Source organism: Roseateles toxinivorans (assembly GCF_004362525.1).
Classification (GTDB): Bacteria; Pseudomonadota; Gammaproteobacteria; order Burkholderiales; family Burkholderiaceae_C; genus Paucibacter; species Paucibacter toxinivorans.
Genome location: NZ_SNXS01000001.1, coordinates 1,113,667 through 1,130,425, shown reverse-complemented (window position 1 = coordinate 1,130,425; position 16,759 = coordinate 1,113,667). Strand labels below are relative to the sequence as shown.

General features: G+C 65.8%; 19 protein-coding genes. 7 read left to right on the top strand and 12 right to left on the bottom strand.

Going from position 1 to position 16,759, the window contains the following annotated elements; translation table 11 throughout:
• Window positions 1-8 precede the first annotated feature (8 nt).
• A complete protein-coding gene (locus tag DES47_RS05020) occupies window positions 9-2,063 on the top strand; it encodes a TonB-dependent receptor (protein WP_133699525.1) in 2,055 nt (684 codons plus the stop codon).
• Window positions 2,064-2,089: 26 nt separating this feature from the next.
• Here DES47_RS05020 and pdxH read toward each other — a convergent pair whose 3' ends face one another.
• Window positions 2,090-2,725: a pyridoxamine 5'-phosphate oxidase gene (gene pdxH / locus DES47_RS05015; RefSeq protein WP_133699524.1), complete on the bottom strand. Its 636-nt coding sequence runs from the start codon at window positions 2,723-2,725 to the stop codon at window positions 2,090-2,092.
• 183 nt (window positions 2,726-2,908) lie between these two features.
• On the opposite strand from pdxH, the gene DES47_RS05010 reads away from it, so the two are divergent.
• Complete coding sequence (locus DES47_RS05010) at window positions 2,909-3,514, top strand: nucleotidyltransferase family protein (protein ID WP_133699523.1); 606 nt, start codon at window positions 2,909-2,911, stop codon at window positions 3,512-3,514.
• Between the two features lie 4 nt (window positions 3,515-3,518).
• On the opposite strand, the gene DES47_RS05005 is transcribed toward DES47_RS05010, so the two are convergent.
• Entirely contained in the window at window positions 3,519-4,166 is a 648-nt protein-coding gene (locus DES47_RS05005; RefSeq protein WP_133699522.1) for a gamma-glutamylcyclotransferase, read from the bottom strand.
• 135 nt (window positions 4,167-4,301) lie between these two features.
• On the opposite strand from DES47_RS05005, the gene edd reads away from it, so the two are divergent.
• Window positions 4,302-6,119 (top strand): phosphogluconate dehydratase, encoded by a 1,818-nt coding sequence (edd, locus tag DES47_RS05000; protein ID WP_133699521.1) that lies wholly within the window; start codon window positions 4,302-4,304, stop codon window positions 6,117-6,119.
• Between the two features lie 23 nt (window positions 6,120-6,142).
• Window positions 6,143-6,772 carry a bifunctional 4-hydroxy-2-oxoglutarate aldolase/2-dehydro-3-deoxy-phosphogluconate aldolase gene (gene eda / locus DES47_RS04995; protein WP_208114901.1) on the top strand — a complete coding sequence of 210 codons (630 nt, stop codon included), beginning with the start codon at window positions 6,143-6,145 and terminating at the stop codon, window positions 6,770-6,772.
• Window position 6,773: 1 nt separating this feature from the next.
• Here eda and DES47_RS04990 read toward each other — a convergent pair whose 3' ends face one another.
• The 3 genes from DES47_RS04990 to DES47_RS04980 all read right to left on the bottom strand — a co-directional run bounded on the left by DES47_RS04990 (window position 6,774) and on the right by DES47_RS04980 (window position 10,118).
• Window positions 6,774-7,193 (bottom strand): VOC family protein, encoded by a 420-nt coding sequence (locus DES47_RS04990; RefSeq protein WP_133699520.1) that lies wholly within the window; start codon window positions 7,191-7,193, stop codon window positions 6,774-6,776.
• A gap of 53 nt (window positions 7,194-7,246) precedes the next feature.
• The gene (locus DES47_RS04985; RefSeq protein ID WP_133699519.1) at window positions 7,247-8,863 is read right to left on the bottom strand and encodes a methyl-accepting chemotaxis protein; all 1,617 of its coding nucleotides are present in this window, start codon (window positions 8,861-8,863) and stop codon (window positions 7,247-7,249) included.
• A 205-nt stretch (window positions 8,864-9,068) separates the two neighbouring features.
• Window positions 9,069-10,118 carry an ornithine cyclodeaminase gene (locus DES47_RS04980; protein WP_133699518.1) on the bottom strand — a complete coding sequence of 350 codons (1,050 nt, stop codon included), beginning with the start codon at window positions 10,116-10,118 and terminating at the stop codon, window positions 9,069-9,071.
• A gap of 149 nt (window positions 10,119-10,267) precedes the next feature.
• Between DES47_RS04980 and DES47_RS04975 the strand changes: the two genes are divergently transcribed.
• The 3 genes from DES47_RS04975 to pncB are packed head-to-tail and all read left to right on the top strand — an operon-like array spanning window position 10,268 to window position 12,758.
• Complete coding sequence (locus tag DES47_RS04975; protein WP_133699517.1) at window positions 10,268-10,693, top strand: Lrp/AsnC family transcriptional regulator; 426 nt, start codon at window positions 10,268-10,270, stop codon at window positions 10,691-10,693.
• Between the two features lie 17 nt (window positions 10,694-10,710).
• Window positions 10,711-11,571: a cysteine hydrolase family protein gene (locus DES47_RS04970; RefSeq protein WP_133699516.1), complete on the top strand. Its 861-nt coding sequence runs from the start codon at window positions 10,711-10,713 to the stop codon at window positions 11,569-11,571.
• Window positions 11,568-12,758, top strand: a complete 1,191-nt coding sequence (gene pncB / locus DES47_RS04965; RefSeq protein ID WP_133699515.1) for a nicotinate phosphoribosyltransferase — start codon at window positions 11,568-11,570, stop codon at window positions 12,756-12,758. Before DES47_RS04970 ends, pncB begins: the two co-directional genes overlap by 4 nt.
• A gap of 2 nt (window positions 12,759-12,760) precedes the next feature.
• Here the strand turns inward: pncB and xth are convergent, their stop codons facing one another.
• From xth to DES47_RS04930, 7 genes are all read right to left on the bottom strand, one after another.
• On the bottom strand, window positions 12,761-13,525 hold the full coding sequence (gene xth, locus DES47_RS04960) for an exodeoxyribonuclease III (RefSeq protein ID WP_133699514.1): 765 nt from the start codon (window positions 13,523-13,525) through the stop codon (window positions 12,761-12,763).
• A 128-nt stretch (window positions 13,526-13,653) separates the two neighbouring features.
• Entirely contained in the window at window positions 13,654-14,157 is a 504-nt protein-coding gene (locus DES47_RS04955; protein ID WP_243748161.1) for a hypothetical protein, read from the bottom strand.
• A 75-nt stretch (window positions 14,158-14,232) separates the two neighbouring features.
• Entirely contained in the window at window positions 14,233-14,808 is a 576-nt protein-coding gene (locus tag DES47_RS04950) for a DUF4337 domain-containing protein (RefSeq protein WP_133699512.1), read from the bottom strand.
• 11 nt (window positions 14,809-14,819) lie between these two features.
• The gene (locus DES47_RS04945) at window positions 14,820-15,311 is read right to left on the bottom strand and encodes a dihydrofolate reductase (RefSeq protein WP_133699511.1); all 492 of its coding nucleotides are present in this window, start codon (window positions 15,309-15,311) and stop codon (window positions 14,820-14,822) included.
• On the bottom strand, window positions 15,308-16,129 hold the full coding sequence (locus tag DES47_RS04940) for a thymidylate synthase (protein WP_133699510.1): 822 nt from the start codon (window positions 16,127-16,129) through the stop codon (window positions 15,308-15,310). Before DES47_RS04940 ends, DES47_RS04945 begins: the two co-directional genes overlap by 4 nt.
• Before the next feature lie 27 nt (window positions 16,130-16,156).
• On the bottom strand, window positions 16,157-16,471 hold the full coding sequence (locus DES47_RS04935) for a CcdB family protein (protein WP_133699509.1): 315 nt from the start codon (window positions 16,469-16,471) through the stop codon (window positions 16,157-16,159).
• A gap of 2 nt (window positions 16,472-16,473) precedes the next feature.
• Complete coding sequence (locus DES47_RS04930) at window positions 16,474-16,722, bottom strand: type II toxin-antitoxin system CcdA family antitoxin (protein WP_133699508.1); 249 nt, start codon at window positions 16,720-16,722, stop codon at window positions 16,474-16,476.
• Window positions 16,723-16,759: the final 37 nt, after the last annotated feature.

The following is a 16,759-nucleotide window of genomic DNA, read 5'->3' as shown; positions in this document are numbered from 1 at the left end:
TTTCTGTCATGACGAGTTTTGTTCCCCGCCTCAGCCTGCTGAGCTTGGCTTGCCTATTGAGCGTGCCCGCCCTGGCGCAGGTCGGCGACGCCGCCGCCGTATCAACCTTGAAGCCGGTGCTGATCACCGGTAACCCACTGCGCAACAACGAGCTGAGTCCGCCGGCCAGCGTGCTCAGCGGCGAGCAACTGTTGCTCAAGCGTGGCAGCAGCCTCGGTGAGACCCTGGCCGAGGAGCCTGGCGTGTCGTCCAGCTATTTCGGACCCAACAGCAACCGCCCAGTGATACGCGGCCTCGATGGTGACCGCGTGCGCATGCTCAGCAACTCGGGCGCCTCGGTCGATGCGTCGAGCCTCAGCTTCGACCATGCCTTGCCCATCGACCCGCTGGTGATAGAGCGGGTCGAGGTGCTGCGCGGCGCGGCCGCCTTGCTCTACGGCGGCAGCGCCGTCGGTGGCGTGGTCAACACCTTGGACAACCGCATCCCGAAAACGGCCTTGAGCGGCCTCAGCGGCCAGGGCGAGCTGCGTCTGGGCGGCGCCGCCAACGAGCGCAGCGGCTCGGTGCTGGTGGAGGCCGGCAACAAGGCATTCGCCCTGCATGCCGATGCCTTCGACCGCCGCAGCAATGACCTGCGCGTGCCGCGCTTCAGCGGCGTCATCGATGGCGAAACGCTGGCGCCCAGCAGCCGGGTGCGCAATTCCGCATCCGAAGCGCGTGGCGGTGCGCTGGGCGCCTCGGCGACCTTTGCCCAGGGCTATGCGGGTGTGTCGGTGGACGACTACCGCAACACCTATGGCATCACGATGGAGCCCGACGTGACCATTCGAATGCAGAGCCAGCGTTTAGCCACCGCCGGTGAATGGCGGGATGAGCGGGCGCCGCTGCGCCGCCTGAGCTGGCAGGCCAGCCGCACCCGCTATCAGCATCAGGAGGTTGAAGGTAGCGGCGAGGTGGGCACGACCTTCAAGAGCCGCGGCAGCAATGGTCGGCTCGAGCTCGAGCACGCACCTTTGGGCGCGGTGCGTGGCTTGTTCGGGCTGCAGCTCGACAACAGCGACTTCTCGGCCCTGGGCGCGGAGGCATTTGTGCCCTCAACCCGCACCCGCTCCAGTGCCCTGTTCGGCTTGGAGCAATGGAGTGAAGGCGCCCTGAGCCTGGGTGCAGGCCTGCGTGCAGAAAGCGTCAAGGTCAGTTCGCTGGGCGACGAGGCGGGGGTTGAGGAACCCCGCTTCGGTGCCGCCAGCAGCCGCAGCTTTGCGCCCCGCAGCGCCTCCCTGAGCGCCGGCTACAGACTTGATGAGCACTGGTCGCTGAGCGCCAATCTGAGCAGCACCCAGCGCGCACCGGTCTACTACGAGCTCTATGCCAATGGCCTGCACCTGGCCACCGGCAGCTTCGAGATCGGCGACGCGAATCTGGGCCTGGAGCGAGCCCGTGGTGTTGATCTGGGCCTGCAGTGGCAGCAGGGCCACAGCCTGGTGCGTGCCCAGGTCTTCAGCACACGCTTCGCCAGCTTCATTGCGCTGGATGCGACCGGTGCCATGGTCAGCATGCCGAACGAGGAGGGCGGCGTCAGCGAGACGCCCGAGTACCGCTTCAAGGCGGTGCGCGCCACGCTGCAGGGCTTCGAGCTGGAGGCCCGCCACCGCCTGCCCGAGTCACTGACCGGCCGCGACTGGCAGCTCGACATCAGCGGCCAGCTCGACGCCGTGCACGGCCGCAATCTGGACAGCGGCGAGCCGCTGCCCCGCCTGGCCCCGCTGCGTGCCGGCATCGCCCTTGAGGGAAGACACGGACCCTGGGGGATGAAGCTGGAGCTGCGGCGTGCGAACGCACAAAACCGCGTCAACGCCCAGGACCAGGCCACGGCCGGCTACACGATGCTGAAGGCTGCACTGACGCGGCAGTTCAGCCTGGGCAGCAGCGACGCCACCTGGTTCCTGAAGCTGGACAATCTGAACAACGCGCTGGCCTACAGCTCCAGTTCGATGTTGCAGATGCGGGGCCTGTCGCCGCTGCCCGGGCGCAGCCTGCAGACCGGGGTGCAGCTGAGGTTCTGAGCCCGGACGGAGTCTGGGCCGGGTGGTCAGGGAGCGAGCCGCTCCTTGACCCACACACCATCCTGCTGCCGATACACCAGCCGGTCATGCAGGCGCGACTTGCGCCCCTGCCAGAACTCCCAGCGCTCCGGCACCAGGCGGAAGCCACCCCAGTGCGGAGGCCGCGGCGGGTGCAGGCCGTGCTGGGCAGCGGCCTTGGCGGCATTGGCCACCAGCACGGCGCGCGAGCTGATCACCTGGCTTTGCGGCGAGGCCCAGGCGCCCAGGCGCGAGTCCAGCGGGCGGGACTGGTAGTAGGCGTCGGACTCCTCGGCCGTGGTGTGCTCGACCCGGCCCTCGATGCGCACCACCCGTTCCTGCTCCACCCAATGGAACTGCAGGGCGGCAAACGGGTGCAGCGCCAGCTCGCGGCCCTTGCGGCTGTCGTAGTTGGTGTACCAGACGATGCCGCGCTCGTCGGATCCCTTGATCAGCACGATGCGGGTGGAGGGGCGGCCGTCGGCACCGACGGTGGCCACCGTCATCGCATTCGGCTCGGGCACCTCGGCCGCAAGGGCCTGCTCCAGCCAGAGATGGAATTGCTTCAGCGGTTCGTTGGCCGCCTTGGCTTCGTCCAGCTCGCCCAGTTCGTAACTCTTGCGCAGATCGGCTAGTTTGCTCATGCGCCCAGTATGCTGCATCTGAGCGCGTCGCTCAGCTTGGACCCGACCGGGAGCCGGCGGCCCTGGGCAAAGCCCTTAAGTATTGGCCCCACTAGCCCGCAAGGCCCCGAGCTTTCATGCTTGCGCTCATCCCCGGGGGTGACATCCCGGCAAGCAGTTCAAGGGCCTATCAGGGGTAGATGAATGAAACGCGGACCCGTTGTGGTCGTGCTCGCTGCGGGGCGTGGAGAGCGCTTCAAGGGCAGCGGGCACAAGCTGGAACAGGCCTTGGGCACCGAAACGGTCCTGGCCGTCACGATAGGTCATGCCATCGAGTCGCAGCTTCAAGTGCTCGTGGTGACCACCGAAAGCCTTGCGCCCCAGGTGCGGCGTATGGTGGCTGCGCGCGATGTGGTGATTGTTCCCGAGCCAGGCCTTGGCAAGGCGGCCACTTTTGGCATGGGGCACTCGATTGCCGCCGGCGTCAGCGCCAGCAGTCAGGCCCCTGCCTGGCTGATTCTGCCCGGCGACATGCCCCTGGTGCAGCCGTCCAGCCTGCTGGCGGTGGCGGCGGCGCTGGAGCAGTCACCGATCGCCTATGCGCAGTACCGGGGTCGGCGCGGCCACCCTGTCGGCTTCAGCTCCGAGCTGTATTCGGAGCTGACCGAGTTGTCCGGCGATGAGGGCGCGCGCCGCATCGTGGCCCGTTTCCCCGGAGTCGGCGTCGAGTTGGATGACCCCGGTGTGTTGCAGGACGTCGATACCCAGGAAGACCTGCACCGGCTGCGCCTGGTTCGATCGGCTGCTTGATTCGTCAGGGCGCGAGACCATGCCGGCGGGCCAGGGCCACCTGGCGCTGCACCTCGCGGTCCTGGATGCCGTGCTCGCTCAGCGACGCTGCAGTCTGCAGCAGATAGTCCAAGGTGCTGCCGTAGCGGCCCTGGGCATGCCGGAAGATGTGCAGCAGCCTGGCGTCGTCCAGCGGGCCCGTCCAGCCCGGGCTGCGCCGAGACAAGGTGAAGGCCAGCGCCTTGACCTCACCCTCGGGCGTGCGGCAGCTTACCCATTGCGGGTCATAGACGCCGGTGGGCATCTCACGCGCCCACAGGCGGGTCAGTGTGGCCTCGGCCTCGGCCTGGCCAATGCGATAGACCAGGCCCCGGCAGGACCCGCCCGACAGCAACGCAAACACCAGGCCCGGCTCCTGGGGCGAGCCGCGGTTGACACGCGAGCGCATGCGCAGGGCCCGGTGAAAGCCATGCAGCAGGGCGCTGCGCTGCTCCATGGCATGAAAGTCCGGGCGCCAGATCAGCGAGCCATAGGCGAACAGCCACAAATCATCGCTGCCGCCCCACTGGGCCAAGATGCGTTCCAGCAACGGCTGAGGGTCGCGCAGTGTCAGTTGATGGGAATGGCTTGAGGCGTCCACGTCGGCAACAGGGGTGTCATCAAATTGAAGCATAGCGTCAGGCTCCGGCAGCGGCGACAGATCGCCCGTAAAAAGGGGCGCATAACGCCCTTGACGTTGACGCATGTAACTTGGTTACCTGATAATTGAAGTATTGGTTACATCGACGCGCTTGCTGCGCGCTCCCGCATGAAACAAGTTCTTGTTGAAGTCACCCAGCGCATACGCGAGCGCAGCGCACCGACCCGCGGTGCCTATCTGCGGCGCGTCGATCAGGCCATTGCCCGACCACGCGGCAGCGACCGCATGGGTTGCGCCAACGTCGCTCACGCCTTTGCAGCGATGCCGGCAGGCGATAAGCTGCGCATCGTTGCCGAGCGGGCGCCGCATATCGGCATCGTCACCGCCTACAACGACATGCTGTCGGCCCATCAGCCCTACGAGGCCTTCCCGGCGCAGATCCGCGACGAGGCGCACAGGCTCGGTGCCACGGTACAGGTGGCCGGCGGCGTGCCGGCGATGTGCGACGGCGTGACCCAGGGCCTGCCGGGCATGGAGCTGAGCCTGTTCTCGCGCGACAGCATTGCCATGGGCACGGCTATCGCCTTGACTCACGATGTGTTCGACGCGGCGCTGCTGCTGGGTGTGTGCGACAAGATCGTGCCGGGCCTGTTGATCGGCGCGCTGCATTTCGGCCATCTGCCCTGCGTGTTCGTGCCGGCCGGGCCGATGAGCAGCGGCATCACCAACAGCGCCAAGGCCAAGGTGCGCGAGCAGTATGCGCAGGGACTGGTTGGGCGCGACGAGCTCTTGCAGTCGGAGTCGGCCGCCTATCACGGCCCCGGCACCTGCACCTTCTACGGCACGGCCAACAGCAACCAGATGCTGCTGGAGGCGATGGGCCTGCATGTGCCGGGCGCCGCCTTCATTCACCCGCACGACGGCTTGCGCGAGCAGCTGACCCGCGAGGCGGTGCGCACGGTGCTGGGTATCACCCAGCGCACCCAGCGCTTCACGCCCATCGGCCGCCTCGTCGACGAGCGTGTGATCGCTAATGCGATGGTTGCGCTGCTGGCGACCGGTGGCTCGACCAATCACCTGATCCACTGGGTGGCGGTGGCCCGCTCGGCCGGCATCCTGATCGACTGGACCGATTTCTCCGAGCTGTCGCAGGCCACGCCGCTGCTCACCCACGTCTATCCGAACGGATCGGCCGATGTGAATCAGTTCCAGGCCGCCGGTGGCCCGGGCTGGGTGCTGCGCGAGCTGCTCGACGGTGGCTATCTGCATGGCGATGTGGCGACCGTCGATGAGCGCGGCCTGTCGGCCTACGGCACGGTGCCGCACAGCGAGGCCGGCGCACTGAAGTGGTCTGCCTTGCCCTCCGCCAGTGCCGACGAAAGCGTCGTGCGCACCGCCGCCGCGCCGTTCAGCGCCACTGGCGGCCTGGCGCTGCTGACCGGCAATCTTGGCCGGGCGGTGATCAAGGTCTCGTCGGTGCCCGACGACCGCCATGTGATCGAGGCCCCGGCCATTGTGTTCGACACGCAGGAGCAGTTGCAGCAGGCCTTCAAGGCCGGCGAGCTGGAGCGCGACTTTATCGCCGTCGTGCGCTTCCAGGGGCCGCGGGCCAATGGCATGCCCGAGCTGCACAAGCTGACGCCGCCGCTGGCGGTGCTGCAGGGCAAGGGCTACAAGGTGGCCCTGGTGACCGATGGCCGCATGAGTGGCGCCTCGGGCAAGGTGCCGGCGGCCATCCACGTCAGCCCCGAGGTGCTGGCCGGCGGGCCGCTGGGCAAGGTGCGCACTGGCGACCTGATACGGCTGGATGCGACGACAGGCACGCTGCAGGCGCTGGTCGATGCCAACGAGTGGGCGCAGCGTGAACAGGCCGAGCTCAGCGACGAGCAGGCCGAGATCAATGCCCATGACCTGGGCCGCGAGCTGTTCGGCGGCATGCGCCGCAATGTGCTGACGGCCGAAGAGGGCGCCATCACCTGGCTCTGATGGATTCGAACAAGGAACGAACGATGTTGAATACGCTGAAATTGGCCGAGCACGGCCCCGTGATCCCGGTGATCGTGATCCAGAACCTGGCCGATGCCGTGCCCATGGCCCAGGCCCTGGTCGATGGCGGCGTCAAGGTGCTGGAAATCACGCTGCGCACGCCGGTCGCCCTGCAATGCATGGAGGCGATCGCCCGGGCCGTGCCCGAGGCCATTGTCGGCGCCGGCACCGTGCGCAGCGTGGCCGACGCGCAGGCGGCGAAGAACGCCGGCTGCCAGTTCGCCGTCAGCCCCGGCTACACCAGCGAGATCGGCCTGGCCTGCCGCGAGATGGGCCTGCCGCTGCTGCCCGGCACGGCCACCGGCAGCGAGGTCATGCAGGCCAATGCCGACGGCTATTTCTTCCTGAAGTTCTTCCCGGCCACGGCGGCCGGCGGCATACCGATGCTGAAGGCGCTGGCCGGCCCGTTCACCGATGTGATGTTCTGCCCGACCGGCGGCATCACGCTCGAGACGGCGCCGCAATTCCTGGCCCTGCCCAATGTCAAGGTCTGCGGCGGCTCCTGGCTGACGCCCGCCGAAGCGGTGGCGAGCCAGGACTGGGCGCGCATCACGCGGCTGGCCCGCGAGGCCAGCGCGCTACGCGCGAACTGACTTACCAACTGCCAACGTTAGGCATCGAAGCCCAAGGCTCGGCCGGCGGCAGGGCGGTGCCCGCCTGCAGCAGCTCGATCGATATATTGTCCGGCGAGCGCACAAAAGCCATGCGACCATCGCGCGGCGGGCGGTTGATCAGCACGCCGTGGTCCTGCAGGCGCTGGCAGGCGGCATAGATGTCATCGACTGCGAAGGCGATGTGGCCGAAGTTGCGGGCGCCGCCGTAGTCTTCCGTGTCCCAGTTGAAGGTCAGCTCGACCTGGGCCTGATGGTCGCCAGGAGCGGCAAGATAGACCAGGGTGAAGCGGCCCTGCGGGTACTCGCGTTGCGAGACCAGCTCCAGGCCCAGCGCGTCGCGGTAGAAGCGCAAAGAGGCGTCCAGATCGGCGACGCGCACCATGGTGTGCAGATATTTCATTCGAGAGCCCGGGAGTTTGTGGGAGGCCGGATTCTGCTTGAAGACGGCGAGGCTCAGTGTACGGTGGCGCCGCGGCGCAAGGCCACGGCATCGGGTGGCGGCGCCATCGTGTCGCTGGCCCGCAGTTTGAACACACGCACCGCCTGCACCACATCCTGGGCCTGACCCAGCATCGAGTTGGCCGAGGCGGCGAGTTGCTCGACCATCGCGGCATTTTGCTGGGTGATGCCGTCGAGCTGGCTGACCGCCTCGTTGATCTGTGAGATGCCGGTCAGCTGCTCGCCCGAGCTGGTGTTGATGTTGCCGATCAGGCCCTCGAAACGACGCATGGCCTCCAGGGTTTCATCGATGCTGGCGCGGGCCTGCTGAGTCTGGCGCTCGCCGGCCTGCACTTTCTCGGCCGACTCGGTGATCAGTTGCTTGACCTCGCGCGCTGCGCCCGAGGTGCGTTGCGACAGCGCTCGCACCTCGGCCGCGACGACGGCAAAACCGCGCCCCTGCTCGCCGGCACGGGCCGCCTCGACGGCCGCGTTCAGCGCCAGGATATTGGTCTGGAAGGCGATGCTTTCGATCACCTGGATGATCTCGCTGATGCGGTGTGACGAGGCCGAGATCTCGCCCATGGTGTCGCTGACATGGTGCACCGAGTCGCTGCTGCGCTGGGTGACGGCGGTCAGCTGGGCGGCAACCTCCGAGGCCTGTTTGGCCGAGGCCGAACTCTGGCGTACGGTGCCGGTGATTTCCTCCATCGTCGCGGCGGTCTGTTGCAGGCTGCTGGCCTGCGATTCGGTGCGCGATGACAAATCCTGATTGCCGTTGGCAATCTCGCGGGTCGAGGCACACATGCTCTCCAGCTCAACGCGGGTGTCGGAAACGATGGCGCGCATATTGACCGTTAGCTGACTCAGCGCACGCCCGAGTGCGGCGGCCTGGCCGGTGCCGGACAGGGTCAGGCTCTGCGTCAGGTCGCCCGCGGCCAGACGGTTGGCATAGGACAGCAGCGCTTCGATGGGCGCATTGGCCATGCGCTGCGACAGCCAGGCGCCTCCCAGTGCCAGCAACGCGATCACCAGCAGGACAGCCAGCACCGAGCCCGCACCTGTGGTGGCAACGGCGGCCCAGACGCCCAGGCCGACGGCGGCAAACAGCAGCGCGGACTGGGCCACCGGACCGGGGGTCAGCCAGGCCTTGATGCGACCCCAGGCGTCCTGGCGTTGCAGATGGCCGCGGTGCAGCGCATGCACGACGCGACCCGAGGCCTTCTCCTTGGCCATCAGTGCGTAAAGACCCTCGGCCGACTGGATCTGCGGCCGAGTCGCCTCGGTGCGCACCGACATATAGCCGACTGGGCGATTGCCCTCCATCAATGGTGTGACATTGGCCATGACCCAGTAGTAGTCGCCATTCTTGCGCCGGTTCTTCACTGGCGCCGACCAGGGCTGGCCGGACGCGATCGTCTCCCACATGTCGCGGAAGGCCTCCTCCGGCATGTCGGGGTGGCGGATCATATTGTGCGGCTGGCCGAGCAACTCCTGTCGCTGGTAGCCGCTGACCTCGATGAAGGCCGGGTTGCAGTGCAGGATGCGGCCCTTCAAGTCGGTCGTGGAGACCAGCGTTTGTCCCGAAGGGAAGGGGTACTCCGTCTTCGTGACAGGAAGGTTCTGGCGCATGTTCTGGCACTCCCGAGTGCTATGGCGCGCGGGCATCAAGCAAGACGATGCTTGTAAAACTGCCCGGAGCGCCGCAAGCTTGAACCACCCCTGTACGGTTGACCTGATCTGCGTCAAGTGCCGCCAGTGCCTCCCATGGGCGGCAAGTGTTGCGAGCATTTGATCACGAACCCGCGTGAGCGGGAAGTATCAAATGCGGCGGTGCTCAGGCGGCGCGGCGCACGTTTTCATTGGCTGGTGCCAGTTGCAGTTGGCCGAACAAGTCCTTCGGGTCGGCCATCTCGGGGATCAGCGCCACCTGGCTGCCCAGTCCCAGCTCGCGGGCGCTGTCACGCAAGAAGCGCAACGCCGAGAAGTCTTCCAGCGCAAAACCCACCGAGTCGAACACGGTGACTTGGCCGTGGTTGTCGCGGCCGCCGGCCTGGCCGTTCAGCACGCGCCAGAACTCGGTCACGGTGAAGTCGGCCGGCATCTGCTGGATATCGCCCTCGATGCGCGACTGGGGCTCGTATTCGACGAAGACCTTGGCCCGCTCAAGCACGGCGCGGTGCAGCTCGGTCTTGCCAGGGCAGTCACCACCGACGCCGTTGATGTGCATGCCTGGTTCGATCATCTCGGGCGTGATGATGGTGGCATTGGTCTTGTCGGCGGTGACGGTGGTGACGATGTCGGCGCCGCGCACCGCTTCAGCAGTGCTGCCGCAGACGGTGAGCTTCAGACCGGGCACGGATTGGAGATGGCGCAGCAGCTTGGCGGTGGCGGCGGGGTCGATGTCGAAGAGGCGTATCTCTTCGATGCCCAGCAGATGGTGAAACGCCAGTGCCTGGAATTCGCTTTGCGCGCCATTGCCGATCAGGGCCATGGACTTGGCGTCGGGACGTGCCAGATGGCGGGCCACCATGGCCGAGGTGGCGGCGGTGCGCATGGCGGTGGTCAGGGTCAGTTCGGCCAGCAACTCGGGGCGGCCGGTGGCCACATCGGCCAGGGCGCCGAAGGCCATCACGGTGGACAGGCCCAGGCGGGTGTTCTTCGGATGGCCATTGACGTATTTGAAGCTGTACAGCGAGGCATCGGCGATGGGCATCAGTTCGATCACGCCATCTTGCGAATGGGCGGCCACGCGGGGCGTCTTGTCGAACTCGTTCCAGCGCAGATAGTCGGCTTCCAGATAGCCGACCAGGCGGGTCAGGCAGGTGTCAATGCCGAGGCGCTGGACGATCTGGGCGACGTCTCGGGTGGTCAGAAGGGTCGTCATAGGCAGGCTCGGCTGTTGTGATGGCCTGATTCTTCTTAAGCGGCGTGTTAGCGAGAAGCTCAATAAATGCTCAATAAGTGATGGTGTTCTACCATTTTGGCGGTTGCAGATGCCAAAATGGCAAAATTACTGTCGGCTGGAGACCCTCGATGGACACGCTTGACCAGCAATTGATGGCGCTCTTGCGCCTGGATGCCCGCGCCACCGTCGCCACCCTGGCGCACAAGCTCAAGGTCTCGCGCGGCACGGTGACGAACCGCATCGCCAAGCTGGAGGACGCGGGTGTGATCGTCGGCTACACCGTCACCTTGCGGCCCGATGTGACGCCCAACCTGATCACCGCCTGGATGAGCATCGCCGTCGAGGGCAACAAGACGCGCGAGGTGATCAGCATCCTGCTCGGCGAGCCTGGCGTGTCTCGCCTGTTCGACACCAACGGCCGCTGGGACCTGCTGGCCGAACTGCGCGCCAGCACGCTGGGCGAGCTGGCCGATGTGCTGGAGCGGGTGCGCCTGATCAAAGGCATTGGCGCCACCGAGACCAGTATCCACCTGCAGACCTACAAGAACGCCTGAGCAGGTACATTGCCGCCATGAGTCTTGCAAAGAACACCCACCTGCTGATCATCGACGCGCAGAACGATTTCTGCGATCTGCCCGAGGCCTGGCTGCCACCCGACCCGGTGCAAGGCGGCCTGTTGAGGCCGGCCCTGCCGGTGCCTGGGGCGCATGGCGACATGCAAAGGCTGGCGCACCTGATCCGCGCGGCCGGCGATGCGATCGCCGAAATCACCATCACTCTGGACTCGCACCACCGCATCGACATCGCGCATCCGGCTTTCTGGGCGGGTCAGGTCTTGCCTTTCACCGCAATCACCGCGGCACAGGTGAGGGCAGGCGAGTTCAGTCCACGCGATCCGTCCGGCTTGCCGCGCACGCTGGCCTACCTCGATGCGCTGGAAGCGACGGGCCGCTACACCCTGATGGTCTGGCCGGTGCATTGCGAGATCGGCAGCTGGGGTCAGGCTGTGCATGCCGATGTACGCGCGGCCTACAACGGATGGGAGGAGCGGCGGCTGAAGCTCGTGCACAAGGTCTTGAAGGGCAGCAACCCCTGGACCGAGCACTACAGCGCGCTGCAGGCCGAGGTGCCCAGCGATGGCGACGAAGGCACGCAGCTGAACCGCGATCTGCTGGCGCGGCTTGACAGCGCCGAGCTGCTGCTGATCGCCGGCGAGGCCTCCAGCCATTGCGTCAAGGCGACGACCGAGCATCTGGCCCGGCATCTGCCCGGCGGGCGCCTGGACCGGCTGGTGCTGCTGACCGACTGCATGAGCCCGGTGGCCGGCTTCGAGGCCCAGCAGCAGGCCTTCTTCGCGGCGATGCGCGAGCGCGGCCTACGCCTGGCGAGCAGTGCCGAAATGTTGAAAGAATTGTCGAAAGAGCGCGCATGACGCATGTGATCCACAGCCTGCTGGAGACCGATCTCTACAAGTTCACGATGTGGCAGACGATGTTGCATCGCCATCCGCAGACCCAGGCCGAGTACAGCTTTCTATGCCGCAACGAGACGGTGTTTCCGCTGGCCGAGCTGCTGCAGGAGGTCGAGCGCGAGATCGATCATCTGTGCAGCCTCAGCTTCAGCCTCGGTGAACTGGCCTATCTGAAGGGACTGCGCTTCATCAAGTCAGACTTCGTTGACTTCCTGCGCCTGTTCCGCTTCCAGCGCGAGTTCATCTCGGTCGGCGCCGAGGGCCAGGACTTGCGCATCGTCGCTAGCGGCCCGCAGGTCCATGTGATGGGCTTCGAGATCTTTGTGCTGGCCATCGTCAACGAGCTGTACTTCCGCCGTTTCGATCAGTCAGCGGCGCGGACCGAGGGCCGTCGCCGGCTGCAGCACAAGATCGCCCAGCTGCGGGCGTTTGGCGACGAGCCGCCGCGCGCTCATCCGTTCGAGGTGTTCGACTTCGGCGTGCGTCGGCGCTTTTCGGGCGACTGGCACCGCGAGGTCGTGGCGACCTTGAAGCGCGAGCTGCCTCAATACTTCAAGGGCACGTCGAACGTGCTCCTGGCGCGCGACCTGGATCTGGTGCCGATCGGCACCATGGCCCACGAGTATCTGCAGAGCTACCAGGCCACCGGCGTGCGCCTGCGCGACCACCAGAAGGCGGCGCTGGAGGACTGGGTGCAGGAATACCGCGGCGACCTCGGTGTAGCGCTGACCGATGTGGTCGGCATGGACGCCTTCCTGGCCGATTTCGACCTCTACTTCGCCAAGCTGTTCGACGGCCTGCGCCACGACTCGGGCAACCCCTACGTCTGGGGCGAGAAGGCCTTGGCCCATTACGCCAAGCTGCGCATCGACGCGCACACCAAGCGGCTCGTGTTCTCGGATGGCTTGGATGTGCCCGCCGCGCTGGCCCTGTACCGCCACTTCGCCGATCGCACCCAGCTCGGGTTCGGCATCGGCACCAATCTCAGCAACGATATGGGCCTGACCCCGCTGCACATCGTCATGAAGCTGACGCTTTGCAACGGCCAGCCGGTGGCCAAGCTCTCGGACAGCCCGGGCAAGACGATGTGCGACGACCAGACCTTTCTGGCCTATCTGCGCCAGGTGTTCAACATCGCCCCCGTCTAGGCTCAGCTCAGCGTCACCACCACCGGCGCATGGTCGCTGGGCCGCTCGTTCTTGCGCGGCAGCTTGTCGATCTCGCAGGCCTGGACCTGGGCGCGCAGTGCCTCGCTGACCAGGATGTGGTCGATGCGCAGGCCCTGGTTCTTGCGAAAGCCCAGGTTGCGGTAGTCCCACCAGCTGTAGCTCTTGGGCGGGTGATCGAACAGTCGGTAGGCATCGACCATGCCCAGATCGAGCAGGGCCTGGAAGTGCGCACGCTCCTGCGGCGAGCAGTGGGTCAGGCCCACAAAGGCCGCCGGGTCATAGCAATCGCGGTCTTCCGGGGCGATGTTGAAGTCGCCCATCAGCACCAGCTTGTCATGGGCCTTGAGCTCGGTGGCCAGCCAGGCCCGCAGGCCGTCCAGCCAGGCCATCTTGTAGACGAACTTGTCGCTGTCCAGCGCCTCTCCATTGGGGAAATAGGCGCCGATCACGCGCACACCATCCACCGTGCCTGCGATCACGCGGGCCTGAGCATCTTCGAAGCCGACGATGTTCTTGACCACGTCCTGTGCCGGCGTGCGGCTCAGCAGGGCCACCCCGTTATAGGTCTTCTGGCCGAACCAGTGCACCTGGTAGCCGGCCTCGCCGATCTCCAGGGTCGGGAACTTGTCGTCGGTGAGCTTGGTTTCCTGCAGCACAAGCGCATCGACCGGGTTGGCCACCAGCCAGTCCAGCACCTGAGGCAAGCGTACGTTCAGCGAGTTGACGTTCCAGGTGGCGAGTTTCATGGGCGAATCGAGGTCTTGGTCGTGAGGGAAGGGCGGCTGCCACCGATGGTAGCCGCACGGCGTGCCCACATTGTCGCGCGGCCGGTGCCGGACGGCTCAATGAATCCCGGTCCCAGCGCGCAGGCCCCTCAGGACTCGCGTCGTCCCAGTGCCAGCCGGAACTCCTCCAGCTTGGCCTCAAAGGCCTCGGCCTCGCCATAGTCGAGAAAGCGGTTGTAGCGTCCGTGTGTACCGAGCACCTTGTGCGCGTGCTTGATCGGGCAGAAATACTGTTCGGTGCGTGCGAGGATCTCGGTCATATAGGCCATCAGGCCATTGCCGTACTCGCAATAGGTGCAGTGGAACTTCTCGATCAGATTGAGATAGCCGAGGTGGCGTCGATCGAATACCAGGTAGTCGCTTCGCCTGACCTTGTTGATGCCGTAGATCGGGAAGCACGCCCACTGGTAGAAGGTCACGCACAGATCAAGCATCAGCAGCGGAATCACCATGCCGTAGATCAGCGGCCCGGTGATCAGGTTCAGCGGACGGTTGGTCACCAACCAGCGAAACAAGCCGGTGCGCAGCTTGATGTGCGCCTCCTTCACCGAGCGCTCGAACTCAATGCGCTTGCCCTTGATCTTGAAAAACATCCGGCTTTCCTGCTCGTGAACCGCGGTGCGCAGTTCTTCGTCCAGGGCCGGCGGGCGCACTCGCGCCCGCAAGGCTCAGATGTGCAAGGCCGACAGCGCGCCCAGCACAAAGCCGACGCCGCCCATCGCCAGCGTGGCCCACTCCATCCAGCGCTTGCGCGTCAAGAGGGCAATGGCGGCCAGGGCGATCGAGACCTGCAGCGCCGTGGTGGCCTGGGCCCAGCGGTGGTGCTGGTGCATCTGCTGCTCGCTCCTGTGGTCGAAGGCCTTGGATTCTTCCTCGAGCTTCTCGGCCGCCAGCTTGATCTCGGCCTTCTCCTTCTTGTAGCGCTCAATCTCCTCGACGTACTTTGCCCGCTTGTCCTCGGCCACCAGCACGGCGGCCAGTTCGGCCAGGTTCTGTTTGCCGCTCTTGGCCTGGTAGAAGGCCCACTGGTTGGCAGCCTCGGTCTTCTTGATCGCCGCGTCGTTCTTCAGCAGACCGGCGTTGGCCTGGGTGGCGCCGCCCATGTACGAGAACATCGCGCCGACGGTGGCCAGCACGGCAGTGATCACCGCCAGCTGGCCGCCCATGCCCTTGGGGTCATGTTGTGCCGCATGCTCCAGCTCGTGGTCATGGGGGCCATGCACGTGAAAGCCATGTCCTGACATCGTGGGTTCCCTCAGTTGATTCTTGTGTAGTGAGCAAAGTCATAGTGCAGGCCTTGGGCCTGGCGGACCTCGCGGGAGCGTTCAGTGAAGCGGCTGCGGTCCCAGGCCGGGAAGAAGATGTCGCCGTCGACCTCGGCATCGACCTCGGTCAGCACCAGTTCCTGCGCCAGCGGCAGGGCCAGCGCATAGAGCTCGCCACCGCCGATGACAAAGACTTTGGGCGCGTCGGCCACGGCGGCCAGCGCGGCCTCCAGCGAGGTGAAGGCCTCGGCGCCGTTGTCACGCCAGCCGACGTTGCGTGTGACGACCAGATTGCGTCGACCCGGCAGCGGCCGGAAACGCTCTGGCAGCGAGTCCCAGGTGCGCCGGCCCATGATGACCGGGCAGCCCATCGTCACGGCACGGAAGTGCTTCTGGTCCTCTGGCAGCTTGAACAGCAGATCGTTGCCACGGCCGATGGCGCCGTTGCGCGCCACGGCGGCGATCAAGGCGACTTGGGTCATACCGCCACCGGCGCCTTGATGGCGGCGTGGTGTTGGTAGTCCAGCACCTCGAAATCTTCGTACGCGTAGTCGAAGATCGATGCGGGCCGGCGCTTGATGTTCAGTGTCGGGTAGGGGTGGGGGGCGCGCGACAGCTGCAGCTCGACCTGCTCCCTGTGGTTGCTGTAGATGTGGCAGTCGCCGCCGGTCCAGATGAAGTCGCCCACGGCCAGGTCGCATTGCTGGGCCAGCATATGGGTCAAGAGCGCATAGCTGGCGATATTGAAGGGCACGCCCAGGAAGATGTCGGCGCTGCGCTGGTAGAGCTGGCAGCTGAGCTTGCCGTCCGCCACGTAGAACTGGAAGAAGGCATGGCAGGGCATCAAGGCCATCTTGGACAGATCGGCCACATTCCAGGCGCTGACAATGATGCGGCGCGAGTCGGGGTTGGTTTTAAGCGTCTTCACTACCTCGGCGATCTGGTCGATATGGCCACCGCCCGGTGTGGGCCAGCTGCGCCATTGCACGCCGTAGACCGGCCCCAGGTCGCCGTCGGGCTTGGCCCATTCGTCCCAGATCGTGACGCCCCGTTCCTGCAGCCATTTCGCATTGCCATCTCCGCGCAGAAACCACAGCAGCTCCAGGATGATGGACTTCAGGTGCACCTTCTTGGTCGTGACCAGAGGGAAGCCTTCGTTGAGGTCGAAACGCATCTGGTGACCGAAAACGCTGGTCGTGCCGGTGCCGGTGCGGTCGGTCTTCAGCGTGCCGGTGTCGCGCACATGGCGCATGAAGTCTTCGTACTGGCTGCGCACGGGGCGTGGGGGATTGAGTTCCATGGGGAATGATAGGTTTCCTGGCGTGCTTCAGTACGCGCCAAACAAGGTGTCCAGGGCAGATTGGATCTGCAGCTGTTCGTGGTGCAGATTGCCGACCCGCTGGCTCAGCAGCCGCAGCGGAATGGCGCCCATCGCGGCGGTGTCGAGCACAACGGCTGAGTCGGCCACGCTGACCAGCGGATTCAGGTCGCGGGCGCGTGGGCCGAACAGGGATTCGCTGCGCAGCGGGATCACGACGCGGGTTGCCAGACCGGCAATGAACTCATTCTGCACGTCCAGCAGAAAGGGCGTTTCGTGGCGCTCGCTGGTGAGCGGATTGGCATAAACGTCGAACCGCGCCACCGTCACTCACCCTTGGCAAAGCTGCGATAGCGGGCCAGCGGCAGACCTTCGCGTTCGACTCGCTCGTTGTAGGCGGTGATGGCGGCTTCGTTGTCCGTGTTCCAGCGCTCCCAGTAGCGGCGCTGCACTTCCTTGGCAAGCAGTTCATCGACCGTCTGCGAGATGTTCATGCCCAACTCTCGGGCACGGTCCAGCACCTCGGCGTTCAGGCTCAGATTGGCGGCGCGCTTGGCTGTGTTGACGATGGCCATGAAGGGCTCCGATGCGCATGTTGTATGCGCATGAAAT

Bases quoted from the DNA above. Each gene is read 5' to 3' on its own strand.
- DES47_RS05020 (WP_133699525.1), top strand. From the start codon at position 9: ATGACGAGTTTTGTTCCCCGCCTCAGCCTGCTGAGCTTGGCTTGCCTA.
- pdxH (WP_133699524.1), bottom strand. From the start codon at position 2,725: ATGAGCAAACTAGCCGATCTGCGCAAGAGTTACGAACTGGGCGAGCTG.
- DES47_RS05010 (WP_133699523.1), top strand. From the start codon at position 2,909: ATGAAACGCGGACCCGTTGTGGTCGTGCTCGCTGCGGGGCGTGGAGAG.
- DES47_RS05005 (WP_133699522.1), bottom strand. From the start codon at position 4,166: ATGCTTCAATTTGATGACACCCCTGTTGCCGACGTGGACGCCTCAAGC.
- edd (WP_133699521.1), top strand. From the start codon at position 4,302: ATGAAACAAGTTCTTGTTGAAGTCACCCAGCGCATACGCGAGCGCAGC.
- eda (WP_208114901.1), top strand. From the start codon at position 6,143: ATGTTGAATACGCTGAAATTGGCCGAGCACGGCCCCGTGATCCCGGTG.
- DES47_RS04990 (WP_133699520.1), bottom strand. From the start codon at position 7,193: ATGAAATATCTGCACACCATGGTGCGCGTCGCCGATCTGGACGCCTCT.
- DES47_RS04985 (WP_133699519.1), bottom strand. From the start codon at position 8,863: ATGCGCCAGAACCTTCCTGTCACGAAGACGGAGTACCCCTTCCCTTCG.
- DES47_RS04980 (WP_133699518.1), bottom strand. From the start codon at position 10,118: ATGACGACCCTTCTGACCACCCGAGACGTCGCCCAGATCGTCCAGCGC.
- DES47_RS04975 (WP_133699517.1), top strand. From the start codon at position 10,268: ATGGACACGCTTGACCAGCAATTGATGGCGCTCTTGCGCCTGGATGCC.
- DES47_RS04970 (WP_133699516.1), top strand. From the start codon at position 10,711: ATGAGTCTTGCAAAGAACACCCACCTGCTGATCATCGACGCGCAGAAC.
- pncB (WP_133699515.1), top strand. From the start codon at position 11,568: ATGACGCATGTGATCCACAGCCTGCTGGAGACCGATCTCTACAAGTTC.
- xth (WP_133699514.1), bottom strand. From the start codon at position 13,525: ATGAAACTCGCCACCTGGAACGTCAACTCGCTGAACGTACGCTTGCCT.
- DES47_RS04955 (WP_243748161.1), bottom strand. From the start codon at position 14,157: ATGTTTTTCAAGATCAAGGGCAAGCGCATTGAGTTCGAGCGCTCGGTG.
- DES47_RS04950 (WP_133699512.1), bottom strand. From the start codon at position 14,808: ATGTCAGGACATGGCTTTCACGTGCATGGCCCCCATGACCACGAGCTG.
- DES47_RS04945 (WP_133699511.1), bottom strand. From the start codon at position 15,311: ATGACCCAAGTCGCCTTGATCGCCGCCGTGGCGCGCAACGGCGCCATC.
- DES47_RS04940 (WP_133699510.1), bottom strand. From the start codon at position 16,129: ATGGAACTCAATCCCCCACGCCCCGTGCGCAGCCAGTACGAAGACTTC.
- DES47_RS04930 (WP_133699508.1), bottom strand. From the start codon at position 16,722: ATGGCCATCGTCAACACAGCCAAGCGCGCCGCCAATCTGAGCCTGAAC.